Origin of the sequence: Ruegeria atlantica, from assembly GCF_013032505.1 — a bacterium.
Taxonomy (GTDB): domain Bacteria; phylum Pseudomonadota; class Alphaproteobacteria; order Rhodobacterales; family Rhodobacteraceae; genus Ruegeria; species Ruegeria atlantica_F.
In genome coordinates this window covers 259,875-282,799 of record NZ_WQCG01000003.1, presented here as the reverse complement: position 1 = coordinate 282,799, position 22,925 = coordinate 259,875, and the positions used below count along the sequence as shown (strand labels likewise).

The window sequence follows — 22,925 nt, the reverse complement described above, 5'->3', positions numbered from 1 at the left end:
GGTTGTTAACAAAGCTGTGACGCCAACATGCTGAATTTCCCCCTCTTTTTGGTTTGAATGTCGGAATGGGGCGTGATAGCCGAAATTTCCCAGCCGCTTAGAATGTGTGATTGTTAGCTTTCCGGGGTTATTGGCTGGGTCCCCGAAAGTGGTTTTCAGTTTGGCATGACTTCAAAGCTAAGACCCCTCTTCAGCCTGTGCAGCCCACAACGTGTGGTGGCCGGAGCGTTCTTTGTTCCTTTGCTAGCTTATGCCTTTCCGCCGTTCCAGATACCTGATTTTCCTTTTGTTCTAAGTTTTTTGTTTTGGTTTGGGGTAATGGGCATCGCTGTGGCGTCCACCTGGCTGGCTCGAAAACTGATCCGCGAAACAAGTACTGACCTGAGCCTACCGGTACGTGAACTGGCAATTGCCCTGTTTGTCATGTTGTTGTTTATACCGTCACTTTGGGTACTGGCTTGGGTTCTGTTTTCTTTTGGGGGCCACAGCCCCCCCGGTGTCCCGCATGTCATAGGGTACAGCGCCTTGTTTACCGCAGGTCTGATTCTGACCAGTCGGGCAGAACCCAAAAACCAACCGCCATCACCCCCGACGCCGCGACTTGTGCGGCGTTTGCCAGCATCTTTTCAGGGACAGATTTACCGCCTGACCTCACGCAATCACTATGTGGATGTGGTGACCTCGGAAGGCACGTTTACAATCCGGTTGCGGCTCTCGGACGCGGTTGCGGAAATGGAGCCCTCGCGCGGGCATTGTGCGCATCGGTCTCATTGGGTGACAGATGACGCTATCATGGGGGCCGAAAAGGTGGCCGACAGAACCTATTTGAAACTGGTGAACGGTGATCTCATTCCTGTTAGCCGGAAATACCGACCCATGCTCGAGGATGACGGGCTTATTTGATCTCAGCGTGGCATTGGAATGATTTGCGGATGAGGGCCGGTCAAAATGGCCATCGCCTCATCACCCATTAAGTCGCACAGAACCTTCTCAGAGCTTCGCAATCCACCAGTATAAGTGCCATAGGCCGGTAGAATAAGCCGCACGTCGTTCAGTAAAAACGCAGGGCGTGTGATTGTTCGGCCGCGAGCCTTGAGGCGGGTTTTGGGATGATAGTGCCCCGAGATTTCGCCGTGCCCCCCAAGCTGGGCGATATGCCGGAAAACCAGCGGGCCAGCGGTATATTCAGCCAGATGTGTCCCGCCCAGATCAATTGGGCCGGGGTCATGGTTTCCTTCGATCCATATCCATTGTCGCCCTGCCTGAAGCGCCGCCAGCGAGAGCTTTTCTGCGGTACCCAAGGCGGACAACACGTCCAGATCGTCAAAGCTATCGCCTAGGCAAACGACAGTTTGCGCGCCAGTTCTGTCGATATCGGCGGCCAGTCGGGTCAGAGTGTCCTGACTGTCGTAAGGGGGCAGGGCGGGGCCGCCACGCCGCGCCATACGTTCGGATTTTCCAAGATGCAGGTCGCTGACGCATAGCAGCTTTCGGTTTGGCCACCACAACGCACCAGATCCCAGCGCACGCAGGTCTTGATCAGAAAAGGAAAACGCCAATTCGTTCATGGTACGTTCTTTGCTTTTTTTGAACTGTGGTGCAAGCGGATTTACGTAGCATCCAAGCCAGCCGCTTGCAGCAGCCGGGCACTTTCTTCGGCCAGCAAGCGTTCTTCGGCTGCACCTTTAACCGGTACTTTGCCAACCTCTAAAAACAACGGAGCGGCAAGCGGAGATACCCGGTCAAGTCGCACCAGATCGATTCGGCCGCCAATGCGTTCGATCATCGCCTCAATTCGCCCAAAGTCGACCAGGCCGCGCATTGCTTCCTCGCGGGTGATCTGCATCAGCAAGTGGTCAGGATCGTATTTCAGCAGCGTGTCATAAAGGATATCCGATGAAAACGTGGCCTGACGACCGCTTTTGCGTTGCCCGCCTGTATTACGTTCGATCAGGCCTGCTATGGTCGCCGACGCGCGAAAGGTACGTTTCATGACTGCGTTGCCCGCCAACCACGTCCCAAGCCCGTCACGCAGCGCGTCCAATTGAAACAATGGGCGCGGGTCGGTTACGGCATCCAAACCCCAAATCAGCGTCGCGTAGTCGGTGGCAACGAAGCCCAGCGGGGCCAGACCGGTTTCTTCCATTCGTTTGGTCAGCAAAAGGCCCAAGGTCTGTTGTGCATTGCGTCCGGCAAATCCGTAAACGCATAGATGTTCGCGGCCATCATTGGGAAAGCTCTCGATCAACAAACGGTCGCGTTGCGGCAGTCGGGACATATCCCGCTGCAGCGCCAACCACTCGGCAGTGTGGGCGGGCAGTTGCGGCCAATCGGGTTGCGCGAACATGCGCAGAATGCGGTCGCTGAGTTGGGTCGAGGTAGCGAATTTGGTGCCCGAGAACGTGGCTATCTTGGGTTTCTTGTCTGCCCGGCGGGTAACCTCGACCACCATTTCACGCAGGCCTTCATAGCGCACGATTTGCCCGCCGATCAGGAACGTGTCTCCGGGCGTCAGAGAGGCCGCGAACGCCTCCTCCACCTCGCCTAAAGGCTTACCCCCGCGATTGCGTTTCAGGCGGACCTTCAGCGTGTCTGTGTCCTGTATTGTGCCCAGGTTCATGCGAATACGCTGTGCCGCACGGGGATCCCTTAACTGCCATTTCCCGTCTGGCCGCCGCAACAGCCGATTCCAGCGATCGTAGGCGCGCAGCGCGTAGCCACCTGTTGCGCAGAAGTCCAGGCAAGCGTCGAATTCCGCACGGCTGAGATCGGTAAATGGCCCGGCAGTTGTCATCTCGGCGAAAAGGGCGTCTGCATCGAATGGTCCAGCCGCGGCGGCGATAAGCACGTGCTGGCACAGTACGTCTCTCGGACCCGGCCCACGCTGTTCGCCGTCCAGATCATGGGCCTTTGCGGCCTCAAGCGCGGCGACGCATTCGACCACTTCAAATCGGTTCGCCGGTACCAAAAGGGCTTTGGACGGTGCGTTGTAGCGATGGTTGGCACGACCAATCCGCTGTACCAGGCGCTTGACGTTCTTAGGCGCACCAATCTGGATCACCAGATCCACATCCCCCCAGTCGATGCCCAAATCCAGACTGCCCGTACAGACAATTGCGCGCAGGTCACCGCGAACCATCGCGGCTTCGACCCGTTCACGCTGTTGCCGGTCTAAGCTGCCGTGGTGGATTCCAATTGGCAGTCCTTCGTCATTGGCAAGCCAAATATTGTGAAAGAAAATCTCGGCTTGGGCGCGGGTGTTGTGAAAGATAAGCGTGGTTCTGTGCCGTTTGATCTGCTCAAGCACCGCAGGGATCGAATAGGCCGCGCCGCCGCCGGACCAGGGTGGCATTTCCTGTGTCTTAAGCATTCGAATGTCAGGATCGGGGCCCGGGTCTGCCTGAATGATCTGACACGGATCAGGGTTGCGGGCCAGAAACTGTGCGATGGCTTTCGGGTCTTCAACTGTGGCTGAAAGACCGACCCGGCGAAGTCCAGGACATAAACTTTGCAAACGGGCCAGCGCCAGCATCAACTGATCGCCACGCTTGCTTTCGGCCAGGGCGTGAATCTCGTCCACGATCACGCGCTGTACCCCTGCAAACATCCTTGGCGCGTCCTCGTACGAGGTAAGCAAAGCCAGGCTTTCAGGCGTAGTCAGCAGGATATGCGGAGGATCCACGCGCTGCCGCTTCTTTTGCGTGGCCGAGGTATCACCAGTGCGGTCTTCAATACGAATGGGCAGGCCGATTTCATCCGCTGGCGCGCGCAGGTTTCGGCGGATATCGGCGGCCAAAGCCTTGAGCGGCGAAACATAGAGAGTGTGCAGGCCGGGGCGATCGTTTTGCGCCAGTTCGGCCAACGTCGGTAGGAAACCGGCCATTGTTTTGCCGCCGCCGGTTGGCGCAATCAGCAATGTGGCCGGATCCAATGCCCTGTCAAACATTTCTTGCTGATGTGGGTGGATGGACCAACCTTTGGCGTCAAACCAATCCGTGATCCGGGCGGGAATCTGCGTCATGAATGCAGACTACCCGGCCTGTCCCGGAAATGGCACGGCGTTATTTTACGATTGTCTCGTCTTTAACGAACATGTTTGCCCAGGCTCTGTCGATCAGGTCGGGGCTCATCTGATAGGGGATGCCTTCAAATTCGCAGATCGAAATCATCTGGTCGATCAGGAAGATCGGCTGATAGTTGGCATAGACGTTGTTGATGGTCGGGTATTTGACCTTCAACAAATGCACCAGAGCGGCCTCGTCCAATGGCATGCCGCGCTTGCGGGCAACCATTGCAAAGATTTTCAGGAAGTCTTCCTGAACGGGGCCACCGATCTTGATCTTGAAGAAGATCCGGCGCAGGGCCGCTTGGTCGAAGATCTCGTTCGGGTGGAAGTTGGTCGAGAAGATGACCAAAGTGTCAAAAGGTACTTCGAACTTTTCGCCCGATTGCAGGCCAAGAATGTCCTTGTTTTCTTCCAGCGGAACAATCCAGCGGTTGATTAGCGCCTGTGGCGGTTCTTGCTGACGGCCAAGGTCGTCCACGATGAAGATGCCGCCGGTCGATTTCAATTGCAGCGGCGCCTGGTAGGTCCGCGCGGTCGGGTTATAGACCAGATCCAGCATGGAGAGCGAAAGTTCACCACCCGTCACAACGGTCGGACGTTCGCATTGTACATAGCGTGTGTCAAAACGCTTGCGACGGCGCAGGCTGTTGGGGTCGTCGGCCTCCTGTTCGATCGCGGTGTGCACGATCGGGTCATAGACCGTGATGACCTGACCGGCATATTCGATGGCACGGGGCACATAGACGTTGTCCCCTAGTGCATCGCGAATCCCGTTCGAGATCGAGGATTTACCGTTACCCGGAGGGCCATACATCAGAATGGATCGGCCAGCACTGACCGCGGGGCCAAGGTGATCCAGCAGGCTGTCGGGAAGAACCAGATGGCCCATTGCACCGGTCAGCTGGTCGCGGGTCACCTGAATATTACGGATCGACTGACGCTTGACCTGTTCACGGTAGACGTCCAGCGGCACCGGCATAGCGCCAAAGTACTCAGACTGGCTCAGCGCGTCCAATGCACGGGCTTTGCCGGCATCGGTCAGCTGATAGCCCATTTCATTGCCACTGTTGGCGTTCAGGGTGCCGGTCGCTTCGATCAGTTTCTGCTCACGGGCAATGTCGACAAGTTCCTGCGTTACCGAACCCGGCAAACAGACCGCATCAGCAATTTCTGAGACTGTATCTACGTTCTTTCGGAAAATCGTCTTCAGCAGAATGTCCCGCATCATCACGATGGGCAGTTTCATTTCGCCCATACCCTTAGGGGCAGGGGGGGCCATAACCGAGGTCGTTTGCATATTCATAAGCGTTGCCCGTCTATCCACTAATCACGCCAAAAGCCCCACAAGGGCCGCTTGCAGAAAATCTTAACCCGCTTTGTGGCAGTACCAAGGCGGGGACAAGGCGGGTTAATGATAGTTTACGAGCCGTAAACAGTGCCCAGGATCAGATAGGCGGTAAGGCTGCCACCCAGAGAAAGACCCATCGGGATGTGTCTTTTGCGGTTCCAGCTTTCCCAATCAGGCGCGAAATTCTGCAAGGCCGAGGCGCGCGCCAACCGATGGGTGGTCCATGCGGCCACGTTCATCGTTGCGAGAACAAGCAGGATCAAAAAATAGTCGCCGGGCCAGATAAAGGGCGAGGCTGCGGTCATAAACTTGACGTCTCCGGCCCCCATTGCGCCCATCACGTTGAATAGGATGCCCACAAAAAAAACGGGCACGATATGCAGCAAATGCCAGACATAGAGCGGCAGATTGATGGTCAGCGGACCTATCGTGACCGCCGACCATTCAGTGGACCACGGCGGCAACACAAACAGGCCGACTACAACGAACACCGCAAGCAGGGCGCTCACCGCGTGGTTCTTAATTTTCATTTCACGCAGATCAGTGAGCGCCACATAAAAGCAGATCGGCAACACAAACGGCAAAAACCAGACGGCCGCCGTCGCGGGGATGTTCATAGATCAGGCCTCTTCAAGTGCGCGTAGTGAGCGAACTGCTTCCTCATAGTGCTGGGGATGCGTGGCGATGGCTTCGCGGAACAGGTTCTTCGCAGTTGTGATGTCACCCTGTTTGACCGCAGAAATACCCATCGTATTCAGCAACATGGCCCGTTCCACCTGCGTCAAAGGAACAACCGGCATGCTATAGTTGCCCTGTGCGGCCCGGGCCAGCACAAGGTTGTTCTTGGCTGTGAACAGCGATTTGTCCTGACGGATGGCTTCGGAAAACAGCCTTTCTGCGTCTGCGTAATCACCGCGCGACAGTTTGGAGTAGCCCCAGTTGTTCATAACGCCGCCTGGGCGTGTGGTTAGTCCGACGGCTGTTTCATAAAAATGATCCGCGCGTTTCCAGTCATTTCGGGAGTCCGCGACGACAGCCTCCAGGCGGTAACGTTGGAACGTCTCATAGGTTGGGGGAATGGAATCCAGCGTTGATTTGGCTGTTGCCCAATCTCCGGCGCGGACCGAAGCGGCGGCATATTCGACCCTGTCAACGTTGCTGGCACCTTTCATGGACGACACTTTTTTCCATGCTGAAGCGGCCTCGGTTGTGCGTTTAGCGCGCGTCAGGGAAATCGCGAGGCCCCGCTGTAGGTCGATCCGGCCAGGGTTCTTTGCGGCTGCGCCCTTAAAATAAGTTACAGCCTCGTTCGGATCAGCAGCGGTCAGGAGCACTTCGTTCAGGTTGGTTTCGTCAATGACGTTCACCTCCTGATAGGTGCGCTCGACCTTTTCTTCTTCGGTTTCTTTTTCACAGGCGGCCAAGACCATCCCGCAGATTACCATCGTCGGAATCAAGAATTGTTGGCGCATTTTTTTGCGTCCCTTACTGCTCTTGCCAATGTTACGGGAGCTTGCGCAGCTTGAATTGCCCGTCGCCTTGCTGCTCCAGTGTATATTCTTGTTTTTCCGGGCTAGTATTAACAGGATTTTCCATTTTTGCGAGTGCTAAGCGCAGATTGTCGAGGATTGCGTCACTTTCGCCATTGTCCAAAGCAAAGGCGCGCCTGAACATCTGTGCCGCCTCGGGGTATTCGCCCTTTTCCATCAGCACAACGCCCAGGTTATTCCACGCGACGGGCCACTCGGATTCATCCGCTACCGCACGACGCAGTAGTTCCTCTGCCTGACCCAGGCGCCTGAGACCCAGATTTGCAGTGCCCATCGATGCGAGGATCTGCGTTGTCATCCCCTGATCCAGAGCGGCGCGGGAAAAGGACGTCAGGGCCAGCTCGTATTCGCCCGACGCCATGAGCCGGTTTCCGACGGTCATCGGATCAACGCCTTCGGCTCTGGGGTCAATGCCAGGCGCATCCAGATCGTTTGAAAGGCCCGTTTCTGTGCAAGAGGCCACCACGGCGAGAACCATGGTGGCCTGAAACATGCGGCGCAGCCTGAAACTGGTACACCTGAGATTTAATTCCATCGGACGCTATCCACCGGATCCACTTTTTGCAAAGTCCGCGATACCTTTTGCCGACGGGCCTACGAGAATAACCAGCAACGGCGGTACCGTCAGCATCATTGTGGCAAGTGTCATTTTGGTTGGCAATTTATTCGCGGCTTCTTCGGCTCGCATTACGCGCTTGTCGCGCATTTCACTGGCGTAAACCCGCAGGGCTTCGGCGATTGATGTACCGAAGGTGGCGGATTGGATCATCACCGTTACAAACGAACTGACGTCCTGAACGCCGCAACGTGTACCAAAGTCTCTGAGGACGTTGTCTCTGTCCTTACCGGCTTTCAGTTCGTGCGCGACAACTTCGAACTCCGATGCGATGTCCGGGTAAGAGACCTTCATCTCGGCCGCGACGCGAACAATCGCCTGATCCAGAGACTGACCCGCTTCGACGCAGACCAACATAAGGTCCAGAGTGTCGGGGAAACCCGCAACAATGGCTTCTTGCCGTTCTGCAACGCGCCGTGTGATCCAATAGCGTGGGAGGAAATAGAACGCACATGCCGGGATCAAGACGCGCATACCCAACTGTGCCGGGGTAAATTCCTGATCACCGGCAAAAACTGTGACCAACAGCACACCAATTGCGACGCCGATCAAACCAAGTGCAAACTGGGCAAAATGGAAAAAGCGAACAGAGTCTTTGGACTGATATCCCGCCTGGCGCAGCTTGAGCTCCATCGCGGACAGTTCTTCCTTGTTCTGGGGTTCCAGGAAGTTCGCAAATTTCTGAAGTTGCTCGTTGCGACTTGCTTGCCGCAGTTTTTCTTTGTTGCCCTTCTTGCTTTCTTTGGGCGCCGCATTCGAACGCTGGAGCTTCTTAAGGGGATCCTCTGGCTGGTTCAGCATCAGTGGCAGGGCCACAAGGATCATGAACAATCCCAAAACCCCGACGACGATAAGTGGCCCGAACGGCCCCAAATTCTCGGTTAGGACTGCATTGATTTGGGAAAGAAATTCCATACTCGAGCCCTCAGACTTTGATGTTCGTAAGAACGCGCATGACGATAAGGTTCAAGGTCAGCATGATGCCGACAAAGAAACACAACGGAATGAACCATGGATGGTCAAGAACTTCGTCATAGTAGTTCGGAGACTTCACCAGAATGAACAACAAGCAGAACACGGGGAAACCAGATAGAAACTTGCCGGACCACTTGGCCTCGGCCGTGATCGCATTGACACGGCGGAATAGCCGGAACCGCGCTCTGATCACCTGGGCCAAACCAGCCAAAATTTCGGCTAGGTTACCACCAGCCTGCTGCTGAATACCAACCGCTACAGACAAAAAGCGCAAATCCTGCATTCCCAGACGTTCGGCCAAGTCTTTCAGGGCTTCACCGACGTCACGGCCATAGGCGCATTCGTCTGCGATGACGCCAAATTCAGTCCCAAGCGGATCCTGCACCTCATTGGCAACAATCTGAATAGTCGAGACAAATGGGTTGCCGACACGAAGCGAACGAACCATCAGTTCAACCGCGTCTGGTAGTTGCTCTTCCATTAGGCTCATGCGCTTCTTGGCTTTGCTACTCACCCACGCATACACACCGCCCACGCCAATCGCGATCGAAAGCGCAATCCGTAAAACGATCTCAGTTCCTGTGCCGATGCTCAACCCGACATAGGCAAAGCCAGAAACCAGCATCATGATCATGATCAGCTGGCGCGGCGAAAAGGCAATAGCAGCTTTTTGCGCCTTATCGGCCAACAGCGAATAGAGCGGAATGCTCTGGGACTTCATATGCTGCTGCATTTCTTTGCGCAGCTGTTCCAGAACCTGTTCGCGCCCGACGCCTTTCTCAAGCATATCCAGACGCCGGTTCACTCGGCTGTTCAGACTGATGGACTTGCCAAATGCCACAAGATAAATGCCCTCGACCAGGAGAAGAACTCCGACGAAGATTACAACATAGATTAGAGCCTCAACGGGCAGTTGCATATCCGGGTCTCCTTAAACGGCCGTAGGTTCGTAGATGGATGGAGGCAGATCAAAGCCCCACAGACGGAAGCGTTCGGAATAGTGGCTGCGAACACCGGTTGCCGTGAAATGGCCAATAATTTTGTTGTCCGGTGTCAATCCAACGCGTTGAAATTTAAAGATTTCTTGCATCGAGATCACATCGCCTTCCATACCGGTAATTTCGGTAATCGATGTCATTCGACGCGAACCATCCTGCAAGCGGCTGGCCTGAACGATCAGGTTCACAGCTGATGAGATCTGGCTCCGGACCGCCTTGATCGGCATCTCGATCCCGGCCATTGCGATCATGTTTTCAAGCCGCGAAATACCATCTCGGGCCGAGTTGGCGTGGATCGTGGTCATCGAGCCATCGTGGCCAGTGTTCATAGCCTGCAGCATGTCGATCACTTCGGCACCACGCGTCTCGCCCACGATGATGCGGTCAGGGCGCATACGAAGGGCGTTTTTCAGACAGTCGCGCGGGCTGACCTCACCTTTGCCTTCCACGTTGGGCGGACGGCTTTCCATTCGGCCTACATGGGTCTGCTGCAGCTGAAGTTCCGCGGTATCCTCAATCGTCAGGATGCGTTCGGCGTCGTCGATGAAGCTGGACAAAGCATTTAGCGTAGTCGTTTTACCGGAACCCGTACCACCCGACACGATAATATTCAGCCGGGTGGAAACTGCGGCCTGAAGGTAGGCGGCCATTTCCTCGGTAAACGCGCCGAAATTGACCAGATCGTCAATGCCGAGCTTGTCTTTCTTGAACTTACGAATGGAAACCAACGACCCGTCAACGGCGATAGGTGGCACCATTGCGTTGAAGCGCGACCCGTCAGCCAGGCGGGCGTCAACATAAGGGTTGGATTCATCGACCCGACGACCCACAGCGGATACGATCTTGTCGATAATCCGCATCAGGTGCTTTTCGTCCTTGAACGTAATGTCACTGATTTCAAGCTTGCCAGCCCGCTCGATAAAAATCTGCTGAGGGCCATTTACCAAGATATCGTTGACAGTATCGTCTTGCAGCAATGTCTCAAGCGGGCCCAAACCGGTGACTTCGTCATACAGTTCTTTGTTTAGCTGTGACCGGTCTTCGCGGTTCAGCACGATGTCGCGGGATTCGAGAATCTCGCTAGAGATCGCGCTGATTTCCGCTCTAAGCTCGGCTTCGCCCGCCTTTTCAAGTGCCGCTAGGTTCAGGTTTTCCAGCAGTTCCCGGTGCAGCTCGATTTTGATTTCACCCAACCGTTCTTTGCGCTTGCGGTCACGGTCCGAAGCGACCGGCTCGGCGGCCTTCTTTTGAAGTGGGCGACGGGCGACGGCGGTCGCTGTGGCCTTTTTTTCCGGGGCAGGCGTTTGCGCCGCAGCTTGGGGCGTTGGGGCAGACTCTACCGGCTGCGCTCCTGGCTGTTTCTTATATCTTGAAAACACGACGGCTACCCCTCTGAAATACTGTTACGCGGCCTCAGCGTTGCTGCTGCCCAAGCTGTGAAGCGATTTTGCAAGTTTCGCGATTTCTCGACGCAACGGATTCTTGGCGGCAGACTTTGCCAGCGGTAATCCGTGATCGCCGCTTTGCATGACGGGCTTTCCACCATCCGGCAATTGCAGATCGATTGAAATGCCCAGACTTTCGCCCATCCGCTTGACCCGACCTTTGCCGTTCAGATCAGTGAATTTCGGTGCTCGGTTCAGAGCGAACCGGAGCTTATTGAATGGCAGTTCCTCGGCTTGCAGGGCACGTTTCAAACGCAATGCGTTCTGAGCGGATCGCATATCCAGCTCGATCATTGCAAAATATACATGCGCAGCCTGCAGTACCGTTTCCGACCACTGAACAAGGGTCGTCGGCATATCGACAACGACGTAGTCGAACCGTCTGCGGGCCACCTCGATCACTCGCTCAATGTCCTCAGGCGTGATCAGGTCCAACGGAACCATGTCGGATGGCGCAGTCAGGACCTCAAGCTTTTCCTCATAGGTTTGAAGCGCCTGCGAGAATACATCGTCGTCCATCAAAGAGGTATCGGACAGCATCTCAAAAACAGTTTCCCGTCGGGGAAGGTCCAGATAGGTCGACACGCTGCCATATTGCAGATCCAGGTCGATGACGCATACGGAAGGTGCTTCTTTATCGGACGCGGTTGCCAGTTCCCAAGCTAGGTTGACTGCCATAGTCGTCGACCCTACGCCGCCCGCCAAACCATGGACGACAAACAGCGCGCCTTCCTTCGAATCACCCTGCGCTGCCGGAGCTGCCACCGCAGTGGTCGCTACCGGATCAGGTTTGTTCATGCGCTCAATGGCTTCCTGCAGTTCGCCTTCGGGAAGAGGGTAGGGGACAAACTCGTCGGCGCCTTTGCGAAGCAGCTGGTGCAAAGACGCAGGTGTAACGTCCTCGGCGATCAGAACGATCTTGATCTTTTTCTCTTTCGCCTGAGAGATGATTTCGCCCATCAGGGAAAGGTTGTCTTCATCCTCGCCGTCAATGGCAAGCGCAACGAATTCAAGACTTTCTGCCTCAGGCTGGCTGAAAAAAGCCAGGGCTTCGGCAAAGCCGAGGTCGCCCCAACGTTCGCCCAAAATAGTTTCCATGTCTTCGATCAGAAGATCGAAGTTTTGGACGTCACGGCTGATCGTGCAGGCCAGAATGGCAGTTCCGTCATCATGCGTTTTGGCGCTTGTCATTCACACAATCCTCGTCGTCAGAGCGTGCTTACTGTCCGAACATGTATGTTTCGGTTCAGTTCGCTGTTGCCCGGTCGCGGCCAATTCGGGCCACACTTCACCTAATTGTTGAAAAGATGTCTTGGAACTTAGGCAAGAATTTGGCGCAAAAGAACCAATTGTAGGGAAATGGGCGACGATGCCGCCCATTTCTTATGATTATTCAGAATCGCTGCCGCCAACATCGTCACGCTGGACGTAGCTTTCTCTGGTGGCGCTGTCGACGTATTCCCGGTACACGATCTCGGCGTATTTACCATCAAGTATCAACGGGTTGCGATCCATGAAGCCCGACACTTCTGTAACCGTGCGCCTGTTGCGGCGATCTCGGTTTGGAGTGTCGATCAGAGGTCGTGTTTTCCCAAAGGAAACAACAGCTTCCAAGCGGGATCGTGAAATCCCCTGTCGCGTCAGGAATGCAACGGCTGCGTTTGCACGGCGTTGCCCAAGCGACTGGTTATACGCAGTAGAGCCTACGGCGTCAGTATGTCCGTAGACGCGGAACCGCGCTTCGGGGAACTGCTTGATCCATGCCGCTTGCCGCAACAAGACGCGCTGCGCCGAAGCATCGAGCTGAGAGCTGTTGAACGCAAAATTGATCTGCGTCGGCACTTCAGCTGCGAACCGCCGGCCCAGGATTTGGGCGTATGTCAGCTCACCGTTCATGACCTGAACGTTGTTTAGCGTTGCGTTGCCAAAGGCGCCTTGGTCAACTTCGTACCCCGCTTCACGCGTACACGCGGCAACGGCGACTGACAGACCCAGTGTTATTATCCACTTCTGCATTGGTCCTATCCTCTCAATCATTCCAGGATGTAGCCGTATGAGCTGCCAAAGTCCTGTTTGGCGACTTCAGACGCAGCACCGGAACCAACGCGTGTTGTTCGCGCCGTTTTCCCGTTCAGGAACAAGTCAAACTCGGTAGGCGGTTTAACACGGTCAGTCGGTAGAGCCAGAGCTTCGCCACGTGTGGGTGATACCAGATGTGCTGTGACGATGACGACCAGTTCAGATTGCTCGCGCTGGTATTCCGCGCTGCGGAACAAAGCACCCAGCACAGGAATGTCGCCGACCCATGGGATTTGGCTGTTCAAGTCCGCGAAGTTGTCCTGGATCAGCCCTGCAATTGCAAAGCTCTCTCCGTCTCGCAATTCAACTGTTGTCTTAGTCTGACGCGAAATGAATGTCGGCACGTTGTTGCCTGCAATCGAAAAGTTGGAGTTCGGGTCAATCGTTGACACCGATGTTCCCAACTCGAGGTTGATCAGATCACCATCCACCACGCGGGGCGTAAAGAGAACCTGCACACCAAAATTCCGGTATTCAATTGCAATTTGGCCGTCATCGGCCGGAACCGGGATCGGGACTTGGCCGCCCGCCAGGAATTCAGCTTCCTGACCCGACAGGGCTGACAAGTTGGGCTCCGCAAGAGTTCGGGCAAGCCCTTTGGTTTCAAGCGCTTCCAACAGAAGACGTACTTGCGTTGAACCGGCGCCAAAGCCAAACAGGATGGCACCTGTATTTGTCTGTTGGATCGGAATGTTATTGTTAAGCGCGTTCGCCAACGAACCGGCATTGTTCAGTGTGTTGAAACCGCCGGTCACGTCGCCGCCGCCAAAGCCCAATGATGTGGTCAGGCTTTTAGCAACTGACCTGTTCATTTCGGCAAAACGCACTTTCAGCATGACCTGCTGAACGCCGCCAACCGACATCAGGTTCGATACGCGCTCGGGGGCGTAACGTTCTGCTAGTTCCAGAGCGCGGGCCAATTTGGCCGAGCTGGAAAGTGTACCGGAAAGAACGATGCCGTCATTGGCAGTGCGTACTTCAATGGGCTCGCCCGGCAGGATTTGCCGCAGTCTCTCTTTGAATTCAGACACATCAGGCGATACACGGACCCGAACATTGGCCAGCAAGTTGCCGGCCCCGTCGAACAAAGTCAGTGTAGTCAGGCCAGGTGCCTTACCCAAAACATAGATAGTGCGATCCGAAAGCGACGAAATGTCAGCGATGCCTGCGTTGGCGATGCTGAGTTCCGCAAAAGGGGTCTCGCTTTCAACGACAATTGCGCGGTTCATTGGAACGTCCAGCGTTTCCGCTGTACCGTTTTTAACCACGCGAAGGGTTTCAGCCTGGACAGCTGTGCTGGCCGAACTGATAACTAACGCCAACCCCAGAAGGGTTGCGCTGATCCAAGATTTTATTTTCATGTGACCTGCCTCTCCGATCACGCCTCGTTTTAGGTCTAATGCCTTATGTGCGATTACACTGCGCGAATTACGATTTTATTGCAATAATCAATGGTTTCTGGAATTTTCCTTATGTGGGTAATGGGCAACATCCAAAACGAAACAAGCCGCGCTGATCGCGCGGCTTGTGGCTTTAACGTTTTGATTTTACGTTAGTTTGTGCAGGGAGTTATTATTCCTGTATCGACAATCTCGCCGCCGCGGCGCGCCTTTACTGTGCAGACCTCTCGCTCGACTTTGACGGGCGCGGGTGCGGCCTCTTCGATTCCCAGCAGTTTTCTCTGGTCCACCTCAATCGCGGTCGCGATAGTTTCATCCTGCGCACCAACCAGCGCCAGTGACAGCCGCCCTGTGTTTTGGGCTTGGGCGAGGGCGGCAACCTGTTCCGGAGTAATGGCAACAGTTACCGTCCTGGCAATTGTTGTGCCAGTCACATCCGATCCGGCGGTCTGATCGATTGCGATCAGTTCAATGTTAGTTTGGATAAGACGCGTGATCTCTCCTTCGCCACCGGCACCTCTCAGGGATCCAGTCCAGTATACGTCGACATTGTCACCCGGTCGCAGAAAACCGGACACACCCGATGCTACATCAACGCTGATTGCAAAGGCACGCATGCCTTTCTTCAGGCGCGAGGTAAGTCCAGCTGATTCGCCAGGTTGCGTAACTTTGACTTCCAGAAGGGCTTCATCTTTTTCGATTGTACGAAGGATAAAGCGATCTCCTTTACCGTCCTCCGGGAACAAAACGGCCAAGTCCGTAAAGGTTCCTTCAGGAATCGCGTCCTCGGGCCACTGTACGAGTCGCACATCTTCTTCGGTGAGGCGCTCTCCATACTTCATGGGCCGGTTAACGACCGCGACGTCCACGGTCGGAATTGTTTTTACATTTGCCAAAGCGTTTTGGGTAGCCAGCCGCTCCCGCTCAAGTTCCGCCTGCGTTTGACTGATATAGTCTTTTGCCAAGTATACGGCACCACCGGCTAGAGCGACTCCAATAATCAGAACAAGTCCAAATACCGCACGCATCCAAGTCCCCTCACGTTACTCTATTCTGGTTTTGCGTCGCACAGAATACGACAACATTTGACCCCGGTGTAAATGTAAATTGTGTCGAAAAGGGGGACAATGTTGGATTTTATTCGTGCCCGTTGCGTGGGGTCGAATGGGTATCCAACTCGAACAGCTCTTAGTCGCTGAAACTTACCGTGATTTCCATAGTGTCAACTTGATCGGCGACTGTAAGCATCGCAGCACCGTTTTTTGTGTCGATATCTCTGACCGGGCCCGAAATGTAGATGGCTACTACGCTGGCCATAAATGCAACAAACGCCGTCAACACCACCCAGTCAATAGTCACAGCCCCGTCTTCACATTTGCAGAAATTTGAGATTGTTCTAAACATGGGAGCACCACGGCAAGTGTTTGAAAAGTTTCGGGGCCAAGTTTTACAACCCAGCCCCGTTACGTCTCGTCAAAACGATCAGACGCGTACTACGCCTCTGTCGGGTTGGCTATTAGTCAGCCGCCGCTGTTGGGTTGATTTTAACATCGCTCACAACGTTGCCTGCTGTGGTGGTCAGCGCACCACCGACACTGTCCGCAACACCTTTGGTGCCGTCACCGATTGCGGTGTATGCAACTGCGGCCAGGCCAACAACGGCTGCGGTCAGAACGACCCAGTCTACTGTTACGGCGCCGTCTTCGTCTTTGCGGAAGTTCTTGATGAACTTGATCATGTTACGTCCCTCCTAAAGGATCAAAAAAGTCAATTAAACCTCGGCGTCTATCAGAGCTTTCTCTCTCAGTCCGCTCCCGATCGTCTCGGTATGGCACTATGATTGACTGCTGTGCGTGGCAGGAATTGGGCCAAACCCTATTTTTTTTCGACGAAGTTTAACTTTTTGACAGGTTTTTATTTAAGCACATGAAAATAAAGGTAAAAAAATTTTTCTATAGAGAGGTTGCTTGGTTGGCCCGATGCAAATTTGCGGCAAATGAGGCGAAATTGCCCCATTTCATATTGTTTTTCTGGCCTTACGGGTGGAATCGCGGTTCATATCAACCAAAAGAAAATACATGAGGCAGGCAAATGAATCTCCGGTTAGCAATGACTTGCGCTGGTTTGGCGGCAATTATGCTGTCTGGCCCTGTGCCCGTCGTGGCAAACGAGGTCGAGCCAAGAGGTGTTTACAAACGCGTCAAGGCCCCCAAGCCTGGTACACGGCCGCGCGTCACGGTCCAGATCACGCCGGATGAGCATGCTAAGGCTCCGTCGGCTCCTAGTACCGGGGTAGAAATAATTGAACCAGAAATCATCGCACGCACGCGAGTCGTACCGCCAACCCTTCCTGGTGCGGGCAAGAAAAAGCCGGTTGGCTCTTACAAAGCCTTCTGGGAGCGGGTTTCGCCTTCATTGGCCGAGGCGGGATCCGGAAGGTTGAACGATGCAATGAATGCGTTGGCTGCGATCAACGTTGCGTCGCCCCGATTGCAGACCTTGCAGAACATCGCCAAACAGCGCCACGTAGATATTCTGCGTTCGACAGTTGGAACAAATGTTTCACCAGCATTGGTTCTGGCGGTCATTTCCGTCGAATCTGCCGGGCGCACTGATGCGGTAAGTTCGGCCGGTGCGCAGGGATTAATGCAATTGATGCCCGCAACCGCCAAACGGTTTGGCGTACAGGACAGTTTGCAGCCGTCGCAGAACATTGCGGGCGGTGTAAAATATCTGAACTGGCTAATGGAAGAGTTCGGTAATGACCCGATCCTCGTTCTGGCCGGATACAACGCTGGGGAAGGGGCCGTGCGCAAGCATGAGGGCGTCCCACCTTACGCTGAGACCCGCGACTACGTTCCCAAGGTTCTCGCGGCGTTTCAGGTGGCGCGGGCGTTGTGCTCGACGCCGCCTCAGCTGATCTCGGACGGTTGCGTGTTCCAAACGCAGAACTGAAAAAGGCCCACCCGGATCAGGTGGGCCTTTTCAATGGATCAGTTCAGTTGACGATATTGGCCTCGGTCGCGGCCCGGATTTCGTCTTCGTTTACGCCTTCGGCGATCTCGATAATCTTCAGGCCGCCATCTACCACGTCCAGAACACCGAGGTTGGTGATAATGCGATTCACCACCTTCTTACCGGTCAGCGGCAGAGTGCATTTCTTCAGCAGCTTAGATTTGCCGTGTTTGTTGGTGTGGTCCATCACGACGATCACGCGACGAACACCTGCAACCAGGTCCATCGCGCCGCCCATGCCCTTAACCAGCACGCCCGGAATCATCCAGTTGGCCAAATCACCTTCTTCATCGACTTCCATCGCGCCCAGAACAGCTGCCGCAATTTTGCCGCCGCGGATCATCGCAAATGAGGTCGCGCTGTCGAAATATGAGGTGCGGGACAGTTCCGTGATCGTCTGCTTGCCAGCGTTGATCAGGTCTGCGTCCTCTTCGCCCTCGAAAGGGAAGGGCCCCATGCCCAGCATGCCGTTCTCGGACTGAAGGGTGATGTCCTTGTCACCCACATAGTTCGCCACCAGCGTCGGAATACCGATGCCGAGGTTCACATACATGCCGTCTTCCAGTTCTTGCGCCGCACGTGCGGCCATCTGATTACGATCCCAGGGCATTATGCTTCCTCCTTCTTACGGGTGGTGCGTTGTTCGATGCGCTTTTCGTGCTTCCCCTGAATAATGCGGTGCACGTAGATGCCGGGCAGGTGGATCGCGTCGGGGTCCAGCGAGCCGCGCGGTACGATCTCTTCAACCTCGGCGATGCAGATCTTGCCGCAGGTTGCGGCGGGCACGTTGAAATTGCGTGCGGTCTTACGGAAGATCAGGTTGCCGGTGTCATCGGCCTTCCAGGCTTTGACGATGGCCAAATCAGCAAAGATGCCTTCTTCTAGGATGTAAGTCTCGCCGTTGAAGTCTTTGTGCTCTTTGCCTTCGGCGATCACAGTGCCCACACCAGTCTTGGTATAGAAGCCGGGGATACCGGCGCCGCCGGCACGCATACGCTCGGCCAAGGTGCCTTGCGGGTTGAATTCCAGCTCCAGCTCACCGCTCAGGTACTGACGCATGAACTCGGCGTTTTCGCCAACGTAAGAGCTGATCATCTTTTTGACCTGCTTGGTCTGCAGCAGGATGCCGATGCCGAAATCGTCGATACCGGCGTTGTTCGAGGCAAAAGTCAGATCTTGTGCGCCCGAGTCCTTGATCGCCTCAAGCAACAGTTCGGGAATACCGCACAGGCCAAAACCGCCGGCTGCGATTGTCATGCCGTCCGAGATCGCTCCATCGAGCGCCTCAGAGGCATTGGCATAGACTTTCTTCATGGAAAACTCCCCCAATGACATGGTGATTGCGCAGGTTGTGCCGCCACGTCACGGGGAAGTCAATAAAACCAAGGGGTAGGTGGTATTTCTACCTAACTCCCCTCAGGTGGCCGCCTTTTTGGCTGTTTTCTTGGCGGTAGCTTTCTTCTTGGGGGCTGCTTTTTTCTTACTGCCCTTTTTGGCCGCGCGTTCGTTAACCAGTTCAATGGCCATTTCCTGGGTCACGTCTTCGGGCTTGATGTCCTTGGGAATTGTCGCATTAACCTTTTCCCATTTCACGTAGGGCCCATAACGCCCGTCCAGTACCTGCATCGCGCCGCCATCGGGGTGCTCACCCAATTCCTTTAACGGTTTGGCCGCCGCGCGACGGCCCCGCCCAGGGTTGGCGCGCTTTTCGGCCAGAAGCTCGACCGCGCGGTTCATGCCAATCTCGAACACGTCGTTGGGATCTTTGAGGTTGGCGTAAACCGGTTTGGCCTCATCTGCCAACTGATGCATGAGATAAGGACCAAACCGCCCGAAATTCGAACTAATCATACCGCCGTCCGGATGTTCACCAATCTGGCGCGGCAGGCTGAGCAATGTCAGCGCCTTGTCCAGATCCATGTCATCTTTGCTCCACCCGCGTGGCAGCGAAGCGCGCGGGGGCTTTTTGTTCTCAGGCGTCGGCTCGCCACGCTGCACATAGGGGCCAAAGCGGCCGGATTTCAGCCAGATCTCATCGCCTGCATCTTCACCCAGAAGGCGTTCATCACCCTCGGCACCCTCACCGGCAATAGGGCGGGTATAGGTGCACTCAGGATAGTTGCCGCAGCCGACGAAACCGCCGGTGCGTGAAGTTTTCAGGTGCAACTGGCCCACCCCGCATTTCGGGCAGACACGCGGGTCGGACCCATCTTCGCGCGGAGGATAGAGCTGCGGCGCCAGCGCCTCATCCAGCTTGTCCAGCACTTCGGAAATGCGCAGTTCAGAGGTTTCGCCAATCGCGGCAGAGAAATCGCGCCAGAACTTGCCCAACAGGTCCTTGTAGTCCCGATCACCGGCACTGACGTCATCCAGCTGTTCTTCCAGATTGGCGGTGAACTCATAGCCGACGTACTGGCGGAAGAAATTCAGCAAAAAGATCGTGACGATCCGGCCCTTTTCCTCGGGGATCAGCCGGTTCTTGTCTTTGCGAACATATTCCCGGTCCTGAATCGTGGTTACAATCGAGGCATAAGTCGAAGGGCGCCCGATCCCCAACTCTTCCATCCGCTTGACCAATGTAGCCTCGGTATAGCGCGGCGGCGGCTGAGTGTGGTGCTGCAGGGCAAGCACAGATTCGTTTTCGGAAAGTATCGCCTGTTTCGCCGCCCTGTCGGAACCTTCGCTCGTTGCCTTCGCAAATTGATCGCGCAGCGAGGTCTTGGCGAAACGTGCCGGATCGCCCTGCATGATTTGGGGCAGGCGCTTCTCGTCGTCATCGGCGACGTCGTCGCGGCCTTCTTCGTAAACGCGCATGAACCCGTCGAACAGCACCACCTGACCGGTGGCGCGCAGGCCGACCTGACCATCATCGCTACCGATCTCGACCGTGGTACGTTCCAGCCGTGCCGCAGCCATCTGGCAGGCGATTGTACGCTTCCAGATCAGGTCATACAGTTTACGCTGATCCTCGTCTGTGACCTTTAGAGCCTTGGCATCGCGCGACATGTCCGTCGGGCGGATACACTCGTGCGCTTCCTGTGCGTTCTTGGCCTTGTTCTTATAGATACGCGGGCTGTCCGGCACGTATTCCGAACCATAGCGATCGGTGATTGCGTCGCGTGTGGCTGCAACGGCTTCGGGCGCCATATCAATGCCGTCGGTTCGCATATAAGTGATGTAGCCTGCCTCATAGAGGCGTTGTGCAACCTGCATCGCGTGACGAGCACCCATACCGAATTTGCGGCTGGCCTCCTGCTGCAGGGTCGAGGTCATAAACGGCGCGCTGGGATTTCGCGCAGCTGGCTTCGCCTCGACCGATGTGACGCTCAGCGCGCGGCTGGTGATGGCCTGCACCGCCAGTTCTGCCTGCGTAGCGTTGGCCAGATCATGCTTGTCCAGTTTCTTGCCAGCCAGGGTAACGAGCCGCGCCTCATAAGTCTGTCCGCGCGGAGTCTCGAACACAGCTTTCACAGACCAATATTCAACGGGCTTGAAAGCTTCGATCTCCATCTCGCGTTCGACGATCAGGCGCAGGCAGACAGATTGCACCCTGCCAGCGGATTTCGCGCCGGGCAGTTTGCGCCACAAAACCGGCGACAGGTTAAAGCCCACCAGATAGTCCAGCGCGCGACGGGCGAGGTAGGCCTCGACCAGTGGCATGTCGACCTCACGCGGGTTCTGCATCGCCTCGGTCACAGCATCCTTAGTGATGGCGTTGAATGTCACGCGGCTGACGGGCGTGTCTTTCTTGATCGAGCGGCGCTTGGTAAGCGCTTCCTGCAGATGCCAGCTGATGGCCTCGCCCTCACGATCGGGGTCGGTTGCAAGAATCAGTGCGTTGTCTTCTTTCAGGGCGTCGGCGATGGCTTTGACGTGTTTGCGACTGTCATTGCCCACCTCCCATTTCATCGCAAATTCATGCTCGGTATCAACAGATCCGTCCTTGGGCGGCAGGTCCCGGACATGGCCGTAGGACGCAAGAACCGTGTAGTCAGGGCCAAGATATTTGTTGATTGTTTTGGCCTTGGCAGGAGATTCTACAACAACTACAGGCATTTAAGGGAAAACCTCGCTCGACATAATGTGCGCCTTCTATGATCGTGCAAAATGTGGAGGGCAAGGGCGAATTGTCAATGAGTTCCTTTGAACACAGAAGTTATGTTGTTATTTCAATCACGTAGCCTGTGCACAAAAAGGGCTTGGGCAGGAACCGCTCGTCAGAGTTGGTATTTATGCGGACAATGACAGAAGTCCGCCGGGCTGCCGCTGGATCTGTCCTTCGAGTTCCAGATCAATCAGCGCCGGTCCTATTTCTCCGGCCGTTGCAGCAATGTCGCGGATCAACTGATCTTCGGCAATCGGGGAGGGGCCTAACCGTGACAAAATCGCACTATGCAACGCGGCACCTGTGATTGCTGGTTCATCAACTGCGATGGGTGGGGCGGGGGCCTCAACCTGAGGCGCTGTTACCTGTTTCGGAAGCGCTTCAATGATGTCTTCCGCGGTTCGCACCAATATCGCGCCGTCCCGGATCAACATGTTGCACCCCGCAGCCCGCGCATCGAAGGGGTGGCCGGGCACGGCCAGAACCTCGCGCCCTTGGTCCAAGGCATCCCGCGCCGTAATCAGGCTGCCGGACTTTGCTGCCGCTTCGACGACGACAACCGCTTGTGCCAGACCTGAGATAATTCTGTTTCTGCGCGGGAAATGGCGCGCCTGCGGCGTGACGCCCATAGGCTGTTCGGACACGCGCAACCCGGTTTCAGTTATCTTTTCTGCCAGTGCTGTGTTTTCGGCAGGATAGACAACATCCACGCCGCCCGCCATCACCGCGACAGTACCCGTTTCAAGCGCGGCCATGTGGGTCGCGGTATCTATCCCGCGTGCCAACCCGGACACAACGACGTATCCCTGCTTTCCAAGATCCGTGGCAAGCCCCCTTGCCATCCGAGCACCCAGCGATGAACAGTTGCGCGCGCCGACCATCGCAATCGACTGACGCTGCAGCAGGGAAGTATCTCCAATCGCCCAAAGCACAGGCGGCGCGTCGGACAGATCGTTCAAAGCAGCAGGAAAATCGGCGGACCCAAGGCACAAAAGCTTCGCGTTTGCGACTTTTGCGGCCCTGAGTTCCGCCTCAATCAAGCCGGGCGGGCAAACTTCATAACCATCGATTCCGGCAGCACGCGCCATTTCGGGCAGTGCGGTCAGCGCGTTCTGCGCCGAACCATGTTCCCGCATCAGCCGACGAAACGTCGCCGGACCAACCTTGCGAGAACGCAACAGGCGAAGCCAGGAAAACTGATCCTCTTCCGTGGTGGGTGGGAGTGTGGGGTGATAGGAAGAATGTTGCTCTTCGGTCATCCGATGCTCCGCCTGATTGCAGAACTGGTTTACGATTGCCGGGGTTAACAGCTTGTGAATCTGTTCAAA

The 22,925-nt window shown here is 55.6% G+C and carries 21 protein-coding genes; 2 read left to right on the top strand and 19 right to left on the bottom strand.

The window, feature by feature from the left end:
* Positions 1-165 precede the first annotated feature (165 nt).
* Positions 166-903, top strand: a complete 738-nt coding sequence (locus GOW92_RS13055) for a LytTR family DNA-binding domain-containing protein (RefSeq protein ID WP_170561036.1) — start codon at positions 166-168, stop codon at positions 901-903.
* A 2-nt stretch (positions 904-905) separates the two neighbouring features.
* Here the strand turns inward: GOW92_RS13055 and pdeM are convergent, their stop codons facing one another.
* The 15 genes from pdeM to GOW92_RS12980 form a co-directional block, all read right to left on the bottom strand.
* Entirely contained in the window at positions 906-1,568 is a 663-nt protein-coding gene (pdeM, locus tag GOW92_RS13050; protein ID WP_170561035.1) for a ligase-associated DNA damage response endonuclease PdeM, read from the bottom strand.
* Positions 1,569-1,609: 41 nt separating this feature from the next.
* On the bottom strand, positions 1,610-4,021 hold the full coding sequence (locus tag GOW92_RS13045; RefSeq protein WP_170561034.1) for a ligase-associated DNA damage response DEXH box helicase: 2,412 nt from the start codon (positions 4,019-4,021) through the stop codon (positions 1,610-1,612).
* A 40-nt stretch (positions 4,022-4,061) separates the two neighbouring features.
* On the bottom strand, positions 4,062-5,369 hold the full coding sequence (locus GOW92_RS13040; protein WP_170416722.1) for an ATPase: 1,308 nt from the start codon (positions 5,367-5,369) through the stop codon (positions 4,062-4,064).
* A gap of 116 nt (positions 5,370-5,485) precedes the next feature.
* Positions 5,486-6,031: a prepilin peptidase gene (locus GOW92_RS13035; RefSeq protein ID WP_170561033.1), complete on the bottom strand. Its 546-nt coding sequence runs from the start codon at positions 6,029-6,031 to the stop codon at positions 5,486-5,488.
* A 3-nt stretch (positions 6,032-6,034) separates the two neighbouring features.
* The gene (locus GOW92_RS13030; protein WP_170561032.1) at positions 6,035-6,886 is read right to left on the bottom strand and encodes a tetratricopeptide repeat protein; all 852 of its coding nucleotides are present in this window, start codon (positions 6,884-6,886) and stop codon (positions 6,035-6,037) included.
* Between the two features lie 31 nt (positions 6,887-6,917).
* Positions 6,918-7,457, bottom strand: coding sequence for a tetratricopeptide repeat protein (locus GOW92_RS13025; RefSeq protein WP_254453023.1), 540 nt, complete (start codon positions 7,455-7,457; stop codon positions 6,918-6,920).
* A 48-nt stretch (positions 7,458-7,505) separates the two neighbouring features.
* Positions 7,506-8,495 (bottom strand): type II secretion system F family protein, encoded by a 990-nt coding sequence (locus GOW92_RS13020; RefSeq protein WP_170561031.1) that lies wholly within the window; start codon positions 8,493-8,495, stop codon positions 7,506-7,508.
* 10 nt (positions 8,496-8,505) lie between these two features.
* Positions 8,506-9,474, bottom strand: a complete 969-nt coding sequence (locus GOW92_RS13015) for a type II secretion system F family protein (protein WP_170561030.1) — start codon at positions 9,472-9,474, stop codon at positions 8,506-8,508.
* Positions 9,475-9,486: 12 nt separating this feature from the next.
* Positions 9,487-10,932 carry a CpaF family protein gene (locus GOW92_RS13010; protein ID WP_170561029.1) on the bottom strand — a complete coding sequence of 482 codons (1,446 nt, stop codon included), beginning with the start codon at positions 10,930-10,932 and terminating at the stop codon, positions 9,487-9,489.
* Between the two features lie 24 nt (positions 10,933-10,956).
* Positions 10,957-12,189 (bottom strand): AAA family ATPase, encoded by a 1,233-nt coding sequence (locus GOW92_RS13005; protein WP_170561028.1) that lies wholly within the window; start codon positions 12,187-12,189, stop codon positions 10,957-10,959.
* Between the two features lie 198 nt (positions 12,190-12,387).
* Positions 12,388-13,014, bottom strand: coding sequence for an OmpA family protein (locus GOW92_RS13000; protein ID WP_170561027.1), 627 nt, complete (start codon positions 13,012-13,014; stop codon positions 12,388-12,390).
* Between the two features lie 17 nt (positions 13,015-13,031).
* The gene (locus tag GOW92_RS12995) at positions 13,032-14,438 is read right to left on the bottom strand and encodes a type II and III secretion system protein family protein (RefSeq protein WP_170561026.1); all 1,407 of its coding nucleotides are present in this window, start codon (positions 14,436-14,438) and stop codon (positions 13,032-13,034) included.
* 191 nt (positions 14,439-14,629) lie between these two features.
* Positions 14,630-15,505 carry a Flp pilus assembly protein CpaB gene (gene cpaB / locus GOW92_RS12990; RefSeq protein WP_170561025.1) on the bottom strand — a complete coding sequence of 292 codons (876 nt, stop codon included), beginning with the start codon at positions 15,503-15,505 and terminating at the stop codon, positions 14,630-14,632.
* Between the two features lie 160 nt (positions 15,506-15,665).
* Positions 15,666-15,836: a hypothetical protein gene (locus GOW92_RS12985; protein WP_368040282.1), complete on the bottom strand. Its 171-nt coding sequence runs from the start codon at positions 15,834-15,836 to the stop codon at positions 15,666-15,668.
* Positions 15,837-15,993: 157 nt separating this feature from the next.
* Positions 15,994-16,215, bottom strand: coding sequence for a Flp family type IVb pilin (locus GOW92_RS12980; protein WP_170561023.1), 222 nt, complete (start codon positions 16,213-16,215; stop codon positions 15,994-15,996).
* A gap of 353 nt (positions 16,216-16,568) precedes the next feature.
* On the opposite strand from GOW92_RS12980, the gene GOW92_RS12975 reads away from it, so the two are divergent.
* Positions 16,569-17,432: a lytic transglycosylase domain-containing protein gene (locus GOW92_RS12975; protein ID WP_170561022.1), complete on the top strand. Its 864-nt coding sequence runs from the start codon at positions 16,569-16,571 to the stop codon at positions 17,430-17,432.
* Between the two features lie 43 nt (positions 17,433-17,475).
* Here the strand turns inward: GOW92_RS12975 and GOW92_RS12970 are convergent, their stop codons facing one another.
* The 4 genes from GOW92_RS12970 to dprA form a co-directional block, all read right to left on the bottom strand.
* Entirely contained in the window at positions 17,476-18,102 is a 627-nt protein-coding gene (locus tag GOW92_RS12970) for a CoA transferase subunit B (protein WP_170561021.1), read from the bottom strand.
* Entirely contained in the window at positions 18,102-18,806 is a 705-nt protein-coding gene (locus tag GOW92_RS12965) for a CoA transferase subunit A (RefSeq protein WP_170561020.1), read from the bottom strand. The genes GOW92_RS12970 and GOW92_RS12965 overlap by 1 nt, the downstream gene beginning before the upstream one ends.
* Positions 18,807-18,908: 102 nt before the next feature.
* Positions 18,909-21,548, bottom strand: a complete 2,640-nt coding sequence (topA, locus tag GOW92_RS12960; RefSeq protein WP_170561019.1) for a type I DNA topoisomerase — start codon at positions 21,546-21,548, stop codon at positions 18,909-18,911.
* Between the two features lie 174 nt (positions 21,549-21,722).
* The gene (dprA, locus tag GOW92_RS12955) at positions 21,723-22,856 is read right to left on the bottom strand and encodes a DNA-processing protein DprA (RefSeq protein ID WP_170561018.1); all 1,134 of its coding nucleotides are present in this window, start codon (positions 22,854-22,856) and stop codon (positions 21,723-21,725) included.
* Positions 22,857-22,925 lie beyond the last annotated feature (69 nt).

Coding starts and splice junctions, on each gene's coding strand:
- GOW92_RS13025 (WP_254453023.1), bottom strand. CDS start 7,457: ATGTTTCAGGCCACCATGGTTCTCGCCGTGGTGGCCTCTTGCACAGAA.
- GOW92_RS12995 (WP_170561026.1), bottom strand. CDS start 14,438: ATGAAAATAAAATCTTGGATCAGCGCAACCCTTCTGGGGTTGGCGTTA.
- pdeM (WP_170561035.1), bottom strand. CDS start 1,568: ATGAACGAATTGGCGTTTTCCTTTTCTGATCAAGACCTGCGTGCGCTG.
- dprA (WP_170561018.1), bottom strand. CDS start 22,856: ATGACCGAAGAGCAACATTCTTCCTATCACCCCACACTCCCACCCACC.
- cpaB (WP_170561025.1), bottom strand. CDS start 15,505: ATGCGTGCGGTATTTGGACTTGTTCTGATTATTGGAGTCGCTCTAGCC.
- GOW92_RS12980 (WP_170561023.1), bottom strand. CDS start 16,215: ATGATCAAGTTCATCAAGAACTTCCGCAAAGACGAAGACGGCGCCGTA.
- GOW92_RS13020 (WP_170561031.1), bottom strand. CDS start 8,495: ATGGAATTTCTTTCCCAAATCAATGCAGTCCTAACCGAGAATTTGGGG.
- GOW92_RS13030 (WP_170561032.1), bottom strand. CDS start 6,886: ATGCGCCAACAATTCTTGATTCCGACGATGGTAATCTGCGGGATGGTC.
- topA (WP_170561019.1), bottom strand. CDS start 21,548: ATGCCTGTAGTTGTTGTAGAATCTCCTGCCAAGGCCAAAACAATCAAC.
- GOW92_RS13035 (WP_170561033.1), bottom strand. CDS start 6,031: ATGAACATCCCCGCGACGGCGGCCGTCTGGTTTTTGCCGTTTGTGTTG.
- GOW92_RS12975 (WP_170561022.1), top strand. CDS start 16,569: ATGAATCTCCGGTTAGCAATGACTTGCGCTGGTTTGGCGGCAATTATG.
- GOW92_RS12970 (WP_170561021.1), bottom strand. CDS start 18,102: ATGCCCTGGGATCGTAATCAGATGGCCGCACGTGCGGCGCAAGAACTG.
- GOW92_RS13015 (WP_170561030.1), bottom strand. CDS start 9,474: ATGCAACTGCCCGTTGAGGCTCTAATCTATGTTGTAATCTTCGTCGGA.
- GOW92_RS13055 (WP_170561036.1), top strand. CDS start 166: ATGACTTCAAAGCTAAGACCCCTCTTCAGCCTGTGCAGCCCACAACGT.
- GOW92_RS13040 (WP_170416722.1), bottom strand. CDS start 5,369: ATGAATATGCAAACGACCTCGGTTATGGCCCCCCCTGCCCCTAAGGGT.
- GOW92_RS13005 (WP_170561028.1), bottom strand. CDS start 12,189: ATGACAAGCGCCAAAACGCATGATGACGGAACTGCCATTCTGGCCTGC.
- GOW92_RS13045 (WP_170561034.1), bottom strand. CDS start 4,021: ATGACGCAGATTCCCGCCCGGATCACGGATTGGTTTGACGCCAAAGGT.
- GOW92_RS13000 (WP_170561027.1), bottom strand. CDS start 13,014: ATGCAGAAGTGGATAATAACACTGGGTCTGTCAGTCGCCGTTGCCGCG.
- GOW92_RS12965 (WP_170561020.1), bottom strand. CDS start 18,806: ATGAAGAAAGTCTATGCCAATGCCTCTGAGGCGCTCGATGGAGCGATC.